11 protein-coding genes are annotated in these 15,686 nt (G+C 48.0%); 2 read left to right on the plus strand and 9 right to left on the minus strand.

All coding sequences use genetic code 11. From position 1 onward, the window contains the following. Position 1: 1 nt before the first annotated feature. The 7 genes from FSU_RS00625 to FSU_RS00655 all read right to left on the minus strand — a co-directional run bounded on the left by FSU_RS00625 (position 2) and on the right by FSU_RS00655 (position 8,408). Positions 2–457, minus strand: coding sequence for a hypothetical protein (locus tag FSU_RS00625; RefSeq protein WP_014544981.1), 456 nt, complete (start codon positions 455–457; stop codon positions 2–4). A gap of 17 nt (positions 458–474) precedes the next feature. Next, on the minus strand, positions 475–1,527 hold the full coding sequence (locus FSU_RS00630) for an IMP cyclohydrolase (RefSeq protein WP_014544982.1): 1,053 nt from the start codon (positions 1,525–1,527) through the stop codon (positions 475–477). Between the two features lie 75 nt (positions 1,528–1,602). Continuing rightward, on the minus strand, positions 1,603–2,511 hold the full coding sequence (locus FSU_RS00635; RefSeq protein WP_014544983.1) for a hypothetical protein: 909 nt from the start codon (positions 2,509–2,511) through the stop codon (positions 1,603–1,605). A gap of 117 nt (positions 2,512–2,628) precedes the next feature. Then, entirely contained in the window at positions 2,629–3,450 is an 822-nt protein-coding gene (locus FSU_RS00640) for a NifU family protein (RefSeq protein ID WP_014544984.1), read from the minus strand. Between the two features lie 207 nt (positions 3,451–3,657). Continuing rightward, a complete protein-coding gene (gene glgC / locus FSU_RS00645; RefSeq protein ID WP_014544985.1) occupies positions 3,658–4,908 on the minus strand; it encodes a glucose-1-phosphate adenylyltransferase in 1,251 nt (416 codons plus the stop codon). A 153-nt stretch (positions 4,909–5,061) separates the two neighbouring features. Continuing rightward, positions 5,062–7,617 (minus strand): glycoside hydrolase family 9 protein, encoded by a 2,556-nt coding sequence (locus FSU_RS00650; protein ID WP_015732442.1) that lies wholly within the window; start codon positions 7,615–7,617, stop codon positions 5,062–5,064. Between the two features lie 215 nt (positions 7,618–7,832). Next, the gene (locus tag FSU_RS00655; protein ID WP_041260313.1) at positions 7,833–8,408 is read right to left on the minus strand and encodes a thiamine pyrophosphate-dependent enzyme; all 576 of its coding nucleotides are present in this window, start codon (positions 8,406–8,408) and stop codon (positions 7,833–7,835) included. Between the two features lie 373 nt (positions 8,409–8,781). Between FSU_RS00655 and FSU_RS00660 the strand changes: the two genes are divergently transcribed. Further along, entirely contained in the window at positions 8,782–10,260 is a 1,479-nt protein-coding gene (locus FSU_RS00660) for an Eco57I restriction-modification methylase domain-containing protein (protein WP_014544986.1), read from the plus strand. Next, complete coding sequence (locus FSU_RS00665; RefSeq protein WP_014544987.1) at positions 10,257–11,171, plus strand: BsuBI/PstI family type II restriction endonuclease; 915 nt, start codon at positions 10,257–10,259, stop codon at positions 11,169–11,171. Before FSU_RS00660 ends, FSU_RS00665 begins: the two co-directional genes overlap by 4 nt. Before the next feature lie 56 nt (positions 11,172–11,227). Here FSU_RS00665 and FSU_RS00670 read toward each other — a convergent pair whose 3' ends face one another. Further along, positions 11,228–11,917, minus strand: a complete 690-nt coding sequence (locus FSU_RS00670; RefSeq protein ID WP_015732443.1) for a hypothetical protein — start codon at positions 11,915–11,917, stop codon at positions 11,228–11,230. Positions 11,918–12,019: 102 nt separating this feature from the next. Then, positions 12,020–15,589, minus strand: a complete 3,570-nt coding sequence (gene nifJ, locus FSU_RS00675; protein WP_014544989.1) for a pyruvate:ferredoxin (flavodoxin) oxidoreductase — start codon at positions 15,587–15,589, stop codon at positions 12,020–12,022. Positions 15,590–15,686: the final 97 nt, after the last annotated feature.

Below are 15,686 nucleotides of genomic sequence, written 5' to 3' on the forward strand. Positions count from 1 at the left end.
TTTAATTCACAACAATTTTTCTATAGCTCTTGGCGTTACCGATCCAGAGCTTGACCAACAATTCTTCGAGGGATGCCGTACTTACGCATTCCGGGTCCGCATCCTGAATTTCGTCCGAAATAAGATTCGCCTGAGTCAAGTTCAGCATGCCGTAGTACAAAGCCTCAAGCAATTGAGACAAGAACTCGGGCGAAACCTTAGCGACAGACTCCATGTCATTCAACGGCGGGAGCTGCGTCTTATCCGGCTGGAACTGATCCAGGTTATCCATAGTCCACATGTCGGTTGCCTTGCTCATTTCGGGCGAGGGTGCAATACCGCTCAACTTGGAACGGTAATCACTCCATTCCTTGGCGGTCGTTTTGCCGGCCTTGCGGACAGATTTCAAGAAGGAGAGGACTGCGTAATACAGGTCCTTCTCCCTTTGGTTTGATTCTTTTTGAGATACTGGAATCATTCTTACCTTATAATGAATTAGTGGCGGAAATGGCGCATTCCGGTGAACACCATCGCGATGCCGAACTTGTCTGCAGATTCGATGGAAAGGTCATCCTTCTTGGAGCCACCCGGCTGAACAATGTAACGGACGCCGGCATCGTGTGCGGCTTCGACGTTGTCCGGGAACGGGAAGAATGCGTCAGAACCCATAACGACTTCACCGAAGACCTTCTTTTCGAGAGCCTTGAGACCAGCTTCATTGATGAGCTTGCCGTTTTCGTCGAAGAATTCCTTTGCTTCCGGAAGGCGTGCGACGTTGTCGCGGACGCGCGGTTGGCAGAGGCGGAGGTTCGAGTCAATGCGGTTCGGCTGACCCGGGCCAAGACCCATCACCTGGAAGTAACCCGGCTTGTATTCGTAGCACATCACGATAGCGTTAGACTTTGTATGCTTGGTAACGAGCCAAGTGAAGCGGGCGAGGTCTTCCTTGTTCTTCGGGAACTGAGCCTTCGTTACGCATTCGAACTTTTCCCAAGTACCGATGTCGCGGTCCTGGACGAGCATACCGCCAATCACGTGCTTGTAAACCTTGCAAGCGGTAGCCTTCTTGATTTCGCCCACTTCGAGGAGGCGAATGTCCTTGGACTTGTTCTTGAGGAATTTGAGAGCGTCATCATCGAAAGCCGGAGCGAGCAAGATTTCAACGAACTTGCCCTTGAGGAATTCGGCAGTCTTCAAATCGACCTTGCGGGTCACTGCAATCACAGAACCGAAAGCGGACACCGGGTCACCTGCCCAAGCGGCTTCCAAAGCTTCGCGGAGCGTTTCGCCCGTAGCAAGACCGCACGGATTCATGTGCTTTACGATCACGACAGCATTGCCGTCGCTGAATTCGCGAGCCATTTCGAGGGCGGCGTCAGCATCGACGATGTTGTTGTAAGAAAGTTCCTTGCCCCAGAGCTGCTTTGCAGAAGCGAGGTTTGCTTCGGTGCAGGTCGGGTCGCGGTAGAATACGGCGGACTGGTGGGAGTTTTCACCGTAGCGCATCGGCTGCGGGTCAACGAATTTCAAAACGAGTTCTTCGGACATATCATTTCCTTTGTGGAATTTTCCGAAGGAAATATAGAAAAATAGCCGAAGGAGATTATTGTAGAATTCTTGATTTTAGAATAACACCCTATACGGAATCTGTTTTAGATTGATACGTCCTTTTAAATCGTAATAACGATGTTTACGTGCTGTGGTCTGCGGTAAAATATTCTTCTTTTTTATTGTTGTGGTTGGACCTTTTTCTAGAACCATTTCTATGGGGAGGTATACATAACCATTTTGCGAACCGGAGGAATACGTTACAGTATAAATAATTGAGTCGCCGTGCTGGATAAAGGATTTGGTCTCTTCAATATCTGGATCGATATTTAAAACAAATTTAAGAGAATCCTTGTTGTATTTATATTCAATACAAATTCCCTCGTTCTCGGAATCGTTTGTATAAATAAAAGCTGAAGAGTCCAGTCTGGAAATTGTATCTTGAGATGCTCCATAAAAGCTTGTTGACCAAAAGAAAAGTGAATCGTTCTTTTGGAAAAATTTTTTAATAAAGGTTTTGTCATCTGTCAAACGATGCTGAACTTGAATTAAGGTATCTCCTGTAAAGGCGATGTCAGAAGAATAGTAAGGGGCAGGCTTTTTTGCATCTTTGTCTTCTTGAGTATTAAATGCGTTGTATACCAAGTGTCCTGCAGAATTGTTTTCTGAATAATTAATGTCTTCGCCATCGTCCAAAGCTTTCCCTTTTTGTGAGTAGGGAGGGTCTTCTATTTTAGATTCAAGAATGTAGCGAGTGTTCTCATACCAATCAAGTTTGTGATTGGTGGTTGTGCCATCCCAATGAAAATAGACTTCCCTATATGTAGTGTCTTCTCTAAATATATGAAGATAATTCCTTTGAACTAATATGTAGTCATGGTTCAGGTAATTCATTGCAGGTGATAATTTGTACAATGCATCCGTGCATTTAATAGCCGATGAATATACAACCGACAATAATACGAATAATAAAATTTTTTTCATAATTTCCTCCTTTTCTACTTTTCATAAAATAGTAAAAAAATTTGTTCTGTTGATAAAGAAAAAGCCTACCCGAGGTAGGCTCAATATAATTAAAAACTAATGAGTATTGACTATCAATTAGAACAAACTAGCAGGCGGATTGTTGTCATCTAAACCAGGAACGTCTGGATTTTGCGGGAGGTTGGCGAGCGGGTCTTCTGGTTCAACGATCAAGTTGTAATAGACGTTGTTCTTGAGCTCGTCTTCGATGTAGAAGAGCGTGCCGCCCATAGCGCTGCCGCATCCGGCGCATGCGCCCTGGTAGCGGATTTGCAAGCGGTTGTCATCCGTCAAGTCAAGAATTTGTACGTCGCCACCGTCTCCCTGGAGCGTTCCACGGACGGTCTGGTGCAGCCATGCTTCAATCTTTTCAATCTTCTGGACTTTGGTAAGCGCATTCCATTCGGCATCAGCTTCGGCACGGCCTTCTGCTGTCTGCGTGCGGTATTTGATGCGTTCCATCTTCTCGCGAACGATAATTGCCGTGGCCTTCTTTTCGGGATAGATGAGCAGAATCTTTGAGATGAGAGTGTTCATCTGCTTGATTTCTACAGCGTCTTCCGGGATGGCACGCACGTCCGGTGTATCGCGCAGCTCTTCTTCAAGGCTTTCGGCGGTAATCTTGCAGGCGTCATCGACAGTAGCCATCTGAATCTTGCGGCAGAACGAATCGGCAAGGGCGGTAAAGAGCGGCCCGCCATACGTAAAGAATCGCGTTTCCAAAATCTTGTCGCATTCCGGGTCAATCATCAAGTAGACTTTGAGGCTCGCTTCCTTCACATCAACGAGGGCGAGGCCTTTTTCATCGGCTTCAATCTGGAAAATAGCCCCACGGTACTTGGGAGCCTTAGCAATATCTTGTAACTTCTGAGAGAATTTAGCGCTTTGTTCTTCGTTCATGCGCGCTAATTTAGAAATTTATGGCGCTTTTGGGGAGGGTTTTACAAAGCCTAGCGTAAATATAGGGTTTTCGGCGTAAAAAAGAAAATGCCCGCACTATGGCGGACATTCTAGACTTAACTAGGTAAGTTTATGCCTGGCGCTCTTCGAGTGCAAGCCTTAGCGGCTCGTCATGGGAAAGCGAGTTTTCCCATGACGCTCGCGTTGCTAGGCTTTTATAATCGTATCCTTGGCGAGGACGACAATGCCGGATTCGGTCACGTGGAAGAGCTGCTTGTCGCGTTCCAGGTCGTAACCGATCTGGAAACCGGCCGGAATATGCAAGCCCTTTTCAACGATAGCACGGCGCACCTTAGCCCCCGGGCCAATCGTCACGTTCGGGAAGAGGATGGATTCTTCGACGAGGGCGTCCTTCTGGATGGTAACACCCGGCGAGAGAATGCTCTTCACGACCGTACCACCACCGATAATGCAGCCCGCAGAAACGATGGAATCGACGGCTGCGCCCTGATGGCTTTCGTTGTCGCCCGCAAAGAAACGTGCGGGCGGCTGGTTCCAGTTGTAAGTACGGATCGGCCAGTAGTTGTTGTAAAGGTCGAACGGCGGATTTTCGGAGCAAAGGTCCATGTTTGCTTCGAAGAAGGCGTCAAGCGTACCCACATCGCGCCAGTAACCCTTCGTAGAAGCCTTTTCACCACGCACGATGTTTGTGTTGAAGTCGTAGACGTACACCGGGTATTCCTTGTACAAGCGCGGAATGATGTGCTTGCCAAAGTCCGTTGCACCGTCGTTTGCGCCCTTCAGGAGTTCACGCACGAGGAACTTGCTCGTGAAGAGGTAGTTGCCCATGCTGGCGAGGCACCAACCCGGACGGTTCGGCATCTGCTTCGGTTCCTTCGGCTTTTCTTCGAAACCGATCATGCGGTTGTCCGCGTCAATTTCGATAATGCCAAATTCGCGAGCTTCTTCGACCGGCACAGGAATTGCCGCAATCGTGAGGAGGGCTGCACGGCTCAAGTGGAAATCAATCATCTGGTTGATGTCCATCTTGTAAATGTGGTCGCCACCGAAAATAGCCACGAGGTCCGGGCGTTCATCGGTAATCAAGTTGATGTTCTGGAAAATGGCGTCGGCAGTACCGCGGTACCATTCGTCACCCGTACGCATCTGGGCGGGCACGAGGTCCACATACTGGTCCAAACTTGCATTCAGGCTCCAGGCGGCAGAAATGTGCTTGTTCAACGAATCGCTCTTGAACTGCGTCAAAACCTTGATCTTGAAAATGCCGGAATTGATGAAATTGTTGAGGACGAAGTCGATAATGCGGTAGGTTCCGCCAAAGTGGACGGCGGGTTTTGCACGGTCGCGGGTGAGGGGCTGTAGACGGCTCCCTTGTCCACCAGCCATGATCATGCAAAGAATATTCTTTTGATGCTCTCTTGAGTAAGACCAGCTCATGAAATTCCTCTGTAAATTCAATTATGTAATAGCCGTCCATAAAATACTTTTTTTTTTGCAAAAAACCTTAAATTTTTGAATTTTTGTTAAAAAAAACATACCCCGCCGAGGTGTTTGGCGGAGTATGCCCCATAGGAGTATGTTGGATTGATTTTATTTTAGGATTATTGTCTTTGTTGCTGCTACTTTACCCCCGTTAAAGACTCTAACCTGTAATGCTCCCTTGTGGCGCATGGCGCTATACGGAACACTCAAGTTTTCACTGTTGAAGTTTGCTTTATAGACTGTATTGCCGAGCAAGTCAAATACCTGGATCAATTTTTGGCCGTTGCCTGAGGCATGAATCATGAGGGATACGGCATTCTGGTCAATTGTTGCGCTTTTGAGCGGTTTAGTCGTTTTCTTGATTCCGACGGTTTGTCCAGAACCTTCTTCGGCTGGGCTTGATACTATGGTTGTTGCGGCCATCAGTGTTGCAGAACCAGCAAGGCAAGCTTCGGAAATGTAGTAGTCTTCGACACTTGTATTTTGCGGTATGATAGCACTCTTGGCTTGGGGGGCCGTTCCGCCATACAACGCGCCGACCGGGACTCGGTATTTGTAATCCTTGGTGTTTTCCATGTTTCGGCCTTCCGGGTTCGAGGCACGGTGGAACGGGTGAGCATCGTTCTTGTCTCCTACACCGTAGACAAACGAGATATCCCAGGGATTGACTCCCAGCATGTAGTTCAACTGGTTAATTCCGAGCTGCCACATTTCACTCGATTTCCACGAAACAGCACCCAAATTGGGGAGTGTCAAGTTTTTCTTTTCGAGGTCAGCGGCGACATCGGCATAAGCAAGGACTTCAAAAATATTGCCAGCTTGGTAAGCATTATACTGCCAGGCTAGATCCGTTTGCATATTGAACCAATTGGCATCGTATTTAACGATACCCTGTTTCCAGCCGATTGCGTCGGGAAGCAGGCTGATAGAAGCGGTTCCGTCGTCTTGCGATACATCGCCAAGATTTGCAATCATGTCCGCAATGCAGTCTTCGATAGCGTTGAGCCATTCCGTTTCGCTAAGTCCGTATTCCGTTGTCGCTTTGGTCTTATCAGCAAGAATCAGCTTATACAAGGCGTACGTTGCAAAAGCGTAGGAATTGGCCCAGCTGGTGTTCTTTGCGTTTTTGAAGAATCCCTTGTCATTTGTGGCAAACCAGCCTCCTTCAAAAAATCCTGCACCGTTTCCGAGTTGTTGGTCTGCGACCAAGTCTTTGGAGCGGAGTGCATCGTCGGCATATACCGTCTTGCCTGTAGCATACAGGAGAGCGACAGAGGCGAGAGCTAAGTCGTCATAGAACTCATTGTTGCCGTTGTAGGCGGGAGTGGACCAACTTGCTGCGCGCTTATTGTATTTGAACAATTTGCCGTCGCCATAGGATGATTTTCCTTGGGCAAGAGACTTCGCAAAGTCGTACATTTCTTCGGCAATTTTTAAGCAGGTTTCGGCGTATGCTTTGTCGTAAACGGCATATTGCTTACCCATAATGGCAAGGCCTGCTGCAATCATGCCAGAGATGTTGGAACCAAGTTCTCCCAAGCGCAAATCGCGCTCGCTTGCGTTTCCTCGACGAATTGCGGACAAAGTATCCTGTTCTTCGGGCTTGCCCCAATAGCCATGATCAGCGCCGAAGTTACCGACGGATACGACCATGTTGTCGATGATGCCGTTGGCGAAGTTGTAGGATCGGATAAAGAAGTCCGCGCCATGCTTTGCTTCGCGGAGAATATCCGGAATGCCGTCTGTATTTACGGTTTCACTTTGATTATAGGCGTAATGGTCTTTGTCCTTGGATTCGTTTGTTGCGGCCATGATGGCAAGACTCATGAACGCATACGACATGGTCATCGATTCCTTGAGATGGTCTCCGCAATCGTACCAGCCGCCTTGCAGAGCGCCTTCCTGCGGAGTGAACTCGGAAACTTCCTCGTCGTCGTACGTGAATTTACCGCTGCCATCTTTGGTGTGGCTCTTGTCGTGGAACCAGGATTCGGATTCCCCGCTACGCTGGATGCCAAAGAATTTTAGGCTTGCGTCACGCACCATGGAATAGACTTTGTCGCTTACGATGAATGTACTCGAGATTTCATCGCCGATTTTAATGCGAAGGCGTTTGTCAGTTGGGACGCTTTGTGGTATTTTTCCCGCTTTGAGAACGCCTGTGGACCCCGCAAAAGAAACCGTATAGCGATCGCGGCTTAAAGTAAGAGCATTCGTTTGAGCTTTAATTGTCCAGTCTGATGAGACTTCTGTTGTCTTTGACGTTAAGTCACCTGTGACAGCAGGGGAGAGCGAATTGCCATCTGCATCGACAATTTCGAATTTAGTGGCTTCGCCGATATAGTAGAATTGCCGTTCCGTGTCCGATGTCAGGTACCCCGCCTGATTGACTCGGATAGGCGAAATATGCGTGTTTAGCGCATCGTAATAAGCCTGGTCTAGCGAATCTGGAATAAAGGCGTTCGCCTTGTAAGATTCAGGCTTTTTTTCCTTGGGCAATAAGCCCGTATTTTCTGTATTTGCTAGTTCGAACTTGTCAAACGCGTCATTATCCCATTTGAGCGGATAGACAGGTCGAATTAAATCGTAAGGTGTTGATTCTGATGCCGATGTGGCTATAGCTGTACCCAATGCAACCATTCCCAAAACCACATGCTTACGCATTTTTCCTCCTTTGTTTTGGTCTGTATACGTTAATATACATCTTTTGAATGCAATTTTTGCAATAAATTATGTTTTTTATAAATTAATTTTCTATGATACGGCTATGATACGATGGAGCTGTTTCAGTCCATAAAAAACAAAACACCCCGCCACTTTTGGTGACGGGGCGTTTTATAAGGGAGATGCCCGATCAAGTCGGGCATGACATGTTCCGATTAGAGGCTAATCAGCCCTTCCGTATCCTTAGACATGGCGTCATAGAAGGCATAGCGTGCATCGACTTCCTTCTGGAGGTCGTCGGCGAGCTTCTTGGCCACTTCCGGATTGTTACGGGTGAGCTGCTTGTAGCGGTTTTCGGTGTAGATGTATTCTGCAACCGGAATCGTCGGCTTCTTGGAGTCGAGGATAAGCGGAGCCTTTCCTTCGGCGGCGAGAGCCGGGTTGTAGCGGAGCAGAGTCCAGTAACCGGAATCCACGGCCATCTTCTGGTGCTGAAGCTGGCTGTTGAGATCGAAACCGTGGTTGATGCAGGGGCAGTAGCAGATGATCAGCGACGGACCATTGTGAGCTTCTGCTTCCTGGAGAACCTTCAGGGCCTGAGCGTCGTTTGCACCGAGGGCGATACGGCCCACGTAAACGTTCTTGTAGCTCATGGCGATAAGGCCGAGGTCCTTCTTGCCAGCGCGCTTACCAGCGGCAGCGAAGAGGGCGACTGCGCCACGGTTCGTGGCCTTGGAAGCCTGTCCACCGGTGTTGGAGTACACTTCGGTGTCGAGGACGCAGATGTTCACGTTTTCGCCCGTGGCCCTATGATGACCGTTCGCGCTAGACTCTTGTAAGACACTCCGGTCGGCGCTCACTCTCGCCTTCGACGACTCGTTATGACGAGTCGCCTACGGCTCACAGCGTGGTCGAGACCACCGTAAACGATATCTTTTGGGCGTTCCCGCACATATATGTGCGGTCGGGCTATATTTTAGGGGCGGCTGCCTTCGCTTCGCTTGCCACCCGCCTCCTAAAACGGAGCCTTGCTGTGTTCCCTTCGGTCACTCCGCAAGTCTCCGCCCCAAGGGGTCACTATCCCTAACGCGAATGCTCAAAATGAAATGCATTTTTTCCCTATTTTTGTCATTTTGTGCCATTTTATTTATGTATTTTTAGGCTATGCTGGAAACGATTTGCCAAAAGACCAATGAATTCATTGCTCAAATGCCCAAGTCTCTTAGGAAAGAATACGGGCAATTTTTTACGAGTGCTGAAACTGCATGTTTCATGGCTTCTTTGTTTGACCTGTCTGGCTTAAATAAAAGTGTCTCTATTCTAGATGCTGGCGCCGGGTCAGGAATTTTGGCAATTTCTATAGCAGAAAGAATTTTGAAACAGGACTCTTCGATAAAAGTAGAAGTCGTCTGCTATGAAAACGACCCTCATGTCTTGCCTTTGCTTAAGTCAAATTTAGACTTGGTGAAAAAAAAGTACAAGAATTTTTCATTTAAGGTCATTGAAGATAATTACATTATTTCTCAAAGGGATTCCTTCAATGGGAACCTGTTTGCACAAGAGTGTAAAAAATATGACTTGGTTATCGGAAATCCTCCGTATAAAAAGATTTCCAAGGATGCTCCTGAAGCTTTGGCAATGCCGGTTGTTTGTCATGGAGCTCCCAATTTGTATTTCTTGTTTGCCTCTATGGGAATATTCAACCTGAAAGAAAATGGGCAAATGGTTTATATCACGCCTCGGTCTTGGACCTCTGGAGCCTATTTCGAAAATTTCAGAAAATACCTAATTGGAAACACCTCGTTAGAAAGAATCCATTTGTTTGAAAGTCGAACGGATGTATTTGACAAGGAATCTGTTCTGCAAGAAACGATGATTTTCAAACTAAAAAAGCAAAAAAAACATCCGTCAAAAGTCGTGATTTCGACAACGAACGGAAATGGCGATTTCAGCAGAATTTCTCATTTCGATGCACCGTATGATACTGTTGTGTCTCCTTTGACCAACTACGTTTATTTGCCAGCAAACAAGGATAATCTCGAAGTTCTGAAGAAAATAGGATCTTTTGAAAATACCTTGCCAAGCTTGGGAATGAAGATGAAAACAGGGTTGGTTGTCGATTTCCGAGTTCCTGAATTACTTGAATCGGAAAAATCTGAAAGCAATGTTCCACTTTTCTATAGCCGTCATATCAAGGAAGGTAGAGTTTCTTTCCCGGCAGGAATTGAACATGAATTCGTATCCAACGAAAAGCAGAGCCTTTTGCAAAAGAATAGAAATTATCTTTTTGTAAAACGTTTTACTTCCAAGGAAGAAAGACGGAGACTCCAGAGCGGAATCTACCTAAAGCGGAAATTTCCTGGATATCAATTCATAAGCACGCAAAATAAGATTAACTTCATTGATGGCGAAGAAGAACTTTCTGAGTGCACTGTTTATGGGCTGTATGTTCTGTTCAATTCGACCATTTATGACTCCTATTACAGAATTCTGAATGGCTCAACCCAGGTCAATTCAACAGAAGTAAACTCTATGCCTATTCCGAACTTGCTTCAGATTCAAGAAATGGGTCGAATGCTTATAAAGAGCAAAGATTTTTCGGAAAAAAACTGTGATGAAATCCTTCAGGAGGCCTGCGCATGAGCAATGTTGATAAAATTCGTAATATTTTGATTGCGCTAGGCGTTCCCGAGAAACAGCAAAATGACTTGTGCTGTTATGTGTTACTGGTCATGGCAAAAATCTACCCAAAGAGCAAATGGGAATGCGCACAGAATGAATGGATTCGTATTCACGATATGATGAGCTACATCAACATGTTCTATCGTGAAACACCCTATGCCGAAAACACTCGTGAAACAGTCCGTAAAAATGCGTTGCATCATTTTAGGACAGCCGCTTTTGTCGAGGATAATGGCCTGGCGACCAACAGTCCTAATTACCGCTATCGCTTGACAGCCGAATTTTTGACTGTGCTAAAGAACAAAGGGTCTGAAGAATCCGTAAAGGGATTCTTAAAGAAGCACGAGTCGCTCAAAAGTATTTATTCTTCGAAAAAAGACAAGCAAAAACAAGCTCTTTCTGTAAATGGTTTGCAGTTGACGCTTTCACCGGGTAAGCATAATAAACTGCAAAAGGCTATTGTTGAAGATTTTGCTCCGAGATTCGCTCCGAATGCCAAATGCCTATATGTGGGCGATACGACAGAAAAAGATTTGGTGAAGGATGTTGAGACTCTAAAGAAACTGGGCTTTGCAATTACTCTGCATGACAAAATGCCTGATGTTGTTTTCTACGATGAGAAGAAGGATTGGCTCTATTTTGTCGAGGCTGTAACATCCGTTGGTCCGATGGATCCGAAAAGACTTGTTGAACTTGGTAATTTAACCAAGAATGTTAAGGCGGGGAAGATTTTTGTTACTGCGTTCCTTGATTTCGGAACATACAAAAAGTTTGCTGCAGATTTGGCTTGGGATACTGAAGTCTGGATTGCAGATATGCCGGAGCATATGATTCACTTGAATGGTGATAAGTTTTTGGGACCAAGAGGATGAAATACAAAAGTGGAAAGTGGGCTTGTGCAATGAACATGGATGAATTAGGACTGGTGTCAGTAATAATACATCCACTGAGGGAATATTAAATAATAAGATAACACGTCCTCACAATCGTATGTTCCAATTCCTTCCATATTCATCCAAGCTATATCGAATTCGACGGGAATTGTTTTATCTTTTAAAATAAAATAAAACCCATGATCGTCATATATAGTTATATATCGCCGAGATTCCTTCCAATTTTCATCTTCAAAGTTAAAATTCACTAACGAATCTTTATCCCAATGGTCGAAATCATTTACAATAGGTTGTTGTAATGCTAGAATCATGTTGTCTTTAACCTTCGTATAGCATTCTGCATACTCGTCGCTATCTTCAATTTTTATTTCTTCGCCTGAAAGATGTACTCTGTATATTTTACGTTCTTTAAGATCGTTCGCATCTAAGCTTATCATTAGCATTGCTGTGACATTGTCTAGGACATTTTTAAATCGCTTTCTTTCCTCATTTTCGCGATATAAAAACCAATAACTGTATGATATAAGAAAAGGAATTTTAGTTCCTGTTTCATCCAATACAGTTAATACACCTAAGGGTGTCTGCAATTCGTTGACAATGGGCCACCCATTTGCCTTGCGAAACTCCAAAATATCAGAATAACTCCAATTTGGGTGCGATTCTTTAAATTTTTGCTCTAATCCCAGCAAATTGTCCAGTTTTTTAAGAATTTCATTCGTATCCATATAGACAAATATATAATCGTTAAATGTCAAAGAATGACATATACAACAAAAAACGAGCGGCAAGATTTCTCTTGTCGCTCATTTTAATTAATCGTTAACCGATTACAGACTAATCAACCCTTCCGTATCCTTAGACATGGCGTCATAGAATGCGTAGCGGGCGTCCACTTCCTTCTGGAGGTCGTCGGCGAGCTTTCTAGCCACTTCCGGATTATTACGGGTGAGCTGCTTGTAGCGGTTTTCGGTGTAGATGTATTCTGCAACCGGGATCGTCGGCTTCTTGGAGTCGAGAACAAGGGGAGCCTTGCCTTCGGCGGCGAGAGCCGGGTTGTAACGGAGCAGAGTCCAGTAACCGGAATCCACGGCCATCTTCTGGTGCTGAAGCTGGCTGTTGAGATCGAAACCGTGGTTGATGCAGGGGCAGTAGCAGATGATCAGAGACGGACCATTGTGTGCTTCTGCTTCCTGGAGAACCTTCAGGGCCTGAGCGTCGTTTGCACCGAGGGCGATTCGGCCCACGTAAACGTTCTTGTAGCTCATGGCGATAAGGCCGAGGTCCTTCTTGCCAGCGCGCTTACCAGCGGCAGCGAAGAGGGCGACTGCGCCACGGTTCGTGGCCTTGGAGGCCTGTCCACCGGTGTTGGAGTACACTTCGGTATCAAGGACGCAGATGTTCACGTTTTCACCAGTTGCCATGACGTGGTCGAGACCACCGTAACCGATGTCGTATGCCCAACCGTCACCACCGAAGATCCACACGGACTTCTTCACGAGGTAGTCGGCGAATTCGTCGCGGAGGCTGACGGATGCATCGTCGGTTGCACCGGCGAGGGCTGCCTTAAGGGCGGCAACGTTTTCACGCTGAGCCTTGATGCCGGCTTCGTCGTCCTGCTTCTGGGTCGTGAGCTTTTCCTTGAGTTCTGCAGGAACGTTCACGGCTTCAAGGAGGCTCAAAGCCTGCTTGGCATGCTTCGTGATAGCGAGGCGCATACCGAGACCGAATTCTGCGTTGTCTTCGAACAGGCTGTTTGCCCAAGCCGGGCCGCGGCCTTCCTTGTTCTTGGCCCACGGAGTGGTCGGGAGGTTACCGCCGTAAATGGAGGAGCAACCCGTAGCGTTAGCGACAACCATGCGGTCACCGAAGAGCTGAGAAACGAGACGCACGTAAGCGGTTTCGCCGCAGCCTGCGCAAGAGCCGGAGAATTCGAACAACGGTTCGAGGAGCATGGCCTGCTTGACGAGATTCTTGTTGACCTTGGTACGGTCGAATTCCGGGAGGTCGACGAAGAAGTCCCAGCACTTGCCTTGCTGAACCTTGATGGGTTCCTGCGGCACCATGTTGATGGCCTTCTTGGTAGCGTCGGTCTTGTCCTTACCGATACAGGCCTGCGTACAAACGCCGCAACCCGTACAGTCGTAGCTGGACACGGAAATTGCAAATACCGGCTTTTCGGAGCCTTCGAGCTTGAAGCCCTTGGCCGGAGTGAACTTGAAGCCTTCCGGAGCGTTCTTCACGGCGGATTCGTCCACAACCTTCATACGGATGGCTGCATGCGGGCAGACCATGGCGCACTTGCCGCACTGCACGCAAGCGTCCGGATTCCAGGACGGGATGTTGAGGGCGAGGTCGCGCTTTTCGTACTTGGTGGTACCGGTCGGGAACACACCGTCGCAAGGCATCTTGGAGACGGGGAGGAGTTCGCCGTTGCCCTTGATGATTTCTGCGGTGACTTCGTTCACGAACTTCGGAGCGTTGCCGTGGATCGGAGCGCGGAATTCCTTTGTGCTGGTGACAGCAGCCGGAACCTTGACTTCGAAGAGGTTAGCAAGAGAAGCATCGATAGCGTCCCAGTTCTTCTGGACGACTTCCATACCCTTCTTGGCGTAGGTCTTTTCGGCGTACTTCTTGATATACTTGATAGCGGTTTCTGCATCGAGAACGTTACCGAGCTTAGAGAAGAAGCAGGTCTGCATCACAGTGTTGATGCGACGGCCCATGCCGGTCTTAGCAGCAACAGCATAAGCGTCGATGACGAACACCTTGAGGTGCTTCTTGATAATGGCTTCCTGAACCGGACGCGGGAAGGTATCCCAAACAGTGTCAGCGGAGTGCGGGGTGTTCACGAGGAACGTTGCACCGACCTTGGCATACTTGAGCATGTCGATGGATTCGAGATGCGGAGTATGGTGGCAAGCAACAAAGTCAGCTTCGTTTTCGCCAATCAGGTACGGGGCGTCGATGATGCTCTTACCAAAGCGGAGGTGAGAGGTGGTCATGGAGCCAGACTTCTTGGAGTCGTAAACGAAGTAGCCCTGAGCGTAGTTGTCGGTTTCGTTACCGATAATCTTAATGGAGTTCTTGTTTGCACCCACGGTACCGTCGGAACCGAGACCGAAGAACATAGCCTGGAAGAAGTCGCTTTCGAGCTTGAAGTTCGGGTCAATGGTGAGGCTCGTGTGGCAAACGTCGTCGTTGATACCGACTGTGAAGCGTGCCTTCGGTTCTGCCTTGGAGAGTTCGTCGAAGATGGCCTTGACCATAGCCGGCGTGAATTCCTTGGAGGAAAGACCGTAGCGGCCGCCGATCATCTTCGGCATAGCCATCTTGCCAGCCATCACTGCTTCGGAAATAGCGGTAAGGGCATCCTGGAAGAGCGGTTCGCCTGCGGAACCCGGTTCCTTGCAGCGGTCGAGGACAGCAATCTTCTTGACAGTCTTCGGGAGGGCTGCAACCACGGCTTCCATCGGGAACGGACGGTAGAGGCGGATGTTGACGAGACCGACCTTTTCGCCCTTCCCGTTGAGGTACTTGACGGTGTCACCGATGGTGCAGGTCGAAGAACCCATGGAAATGATCACGCGTTCGGCGTCGGGTGCACCGACGTAGTCCACGATGTGGTACTGACGGCCAGTGTAGCTAGCAACCTTGTCCATGTACTTCTGGACAATTTCCGGAACCTTTGCATAGAACGGGTTCACGGTTTCACGACCCTGGAAGTAAACGTCCGGGTTCTGGGCGGTACCGCGCATAGTCGGGCGGTCCGGTGTGAGGCAGCGTTCGCGGCATGCCTTCACATACTTTTCGTCGATGACGTTACGGATAACGCCGTCTTCGAGAGCTTCAATCTTCATCACTTCGTGAGAGGTACGGAAACCGTCGAAGAAGTGCATAAACGGAACGCGGCTTTCGAGCGTAGAAGCGTGGGCCACGAGAGCGAGGTCCTGGCATTCCTGTACGCAGCTGGAGGCGAGCATTGCAAAACCCGTCTGGCGGCAAGCCATAACGTCGGAGTGGTCACCGAAAATGGAAAGGCCCTGCATAGCAAGAGCACGTGCAGTGACGTGGAAGACCGTGGGGGTCAGTTCGCCCGCAATCTTGTACATGTTCGGGATCATCAAGAGAAGACCCTGAGATGCGGTGAAGGTCGTGGTCAAAGCACCGGCCTGCAAAGCACCGTGAACGGTACCGGCAGCGCCACCTTCGGACTGCATTTCAAACACGCGGGGAACCTGTCCCCAAATATTCTTCTTGCCTGCAGCACTCCAGTTGTCGGCGTGCTCAGCCATAGGACTAGACGGTGTAATCGGGTAAATTGCAGCGACTTCGCTAACCGCAAATGCAACGTTAGCGGTGGCTTCGTTACCGTCACACGCAATCATCTTTTTTGCCATGGATATCTCCGTTTTTAGGTTTTTTCGTAAAAAATCTGATCATATACACCTTCGGCGTGCATTACACGCAAGAAGGGCAAAAATCCACGCATAAAAT

Origin of the sequence: Fibrobacter succinogenes subsp. succinogenes S85 (assembly GCF_000146505.1) — a bacterium.
In the GTDB taxonomy this organism is placed as follows: Bacteria; Fibrobacterota; Fibrobacteria; order Fibrobacterales; family Fibrobacteraceae; genus Fibrobacter; species Fibrobacter succinogenes.

What these genes read in the sequence shown, in the direction of transcription:
- FSU_RS00625 (WP_014544981.1), bottom strand. Translation starts at nt 457, where the DNA reads ATGATTCCAGTATCTCAAAAAGAATCAAACCAAAGGGAGAAGGACCTG.
- FSU_RS00630 (WP_014544982.1), bottom strand. Translation starts at nt 1,527, where the DNA reads ATGTCCGAAGAACTCGTTTTGAAATTCGTTGACCCGCAGCCGATGCGC.
- FSU_RS00635 (WP_014544983.1), bottom strand. Translation starts at nt 2,511, where the DNA reads ATGAAAAAAATTTTATTATTCGTATTATTGTCGGTTGTATATTCATCG.
- FSU_RS00640 (WP_014544984.1), bottom strand. Translation starts at nt 3,450, where the DNA reads ATGAACGAAGAACAAAGCGCTAAATTCTCTCAGAAGTTACAAGATATT.
- glgC (WP_014544985.1), bottom strand. Translation starts at nt 4,908, where the DNA reads ATGAGCTGGTCTTACTCAAGAGAGCATCAAAAGAATATTCTTTGCATG.
- FSU_RS00650 (WP_015732442.1), bottom strand. Translation starts at nt 7,617, where the DNA reads ATGCGTAAGCATGTGGTTTTGGGAATGGTTGCATTGGGTACAGCTATA.
- FSU_RS00660 (WP_014544986.1), top strand. Translation starts at nt 8,782, where the DNA reads ATGCTGGAAACGATTTGCCAAAAGACCAATGAATTCATTGCTCAAATG.
- FSU_RS00665 (WP_014544987.1), top strand. Translation starts at nt 10,257, where the DNA reads ATGAGCAATGTTGATAAAATTCGTAATATTTTGATTGCGCTAGGCGTT.
- FSU_RS00670 (WP_015732443.1), bottom strand. Translation starts at nt 11,917, where the DNA reads ATGGATACGAATGAAATTCTTAAAAAACTGGACAATTTGCTGGGATTA.
- nifJ (WP_014544989.1), bottom strand. Translation starts at nt 15,589, where the DNA reads ATGGCAAAAAAGATGATTGCGTGTGACGGTAACGAAGCCACCGCTAAC.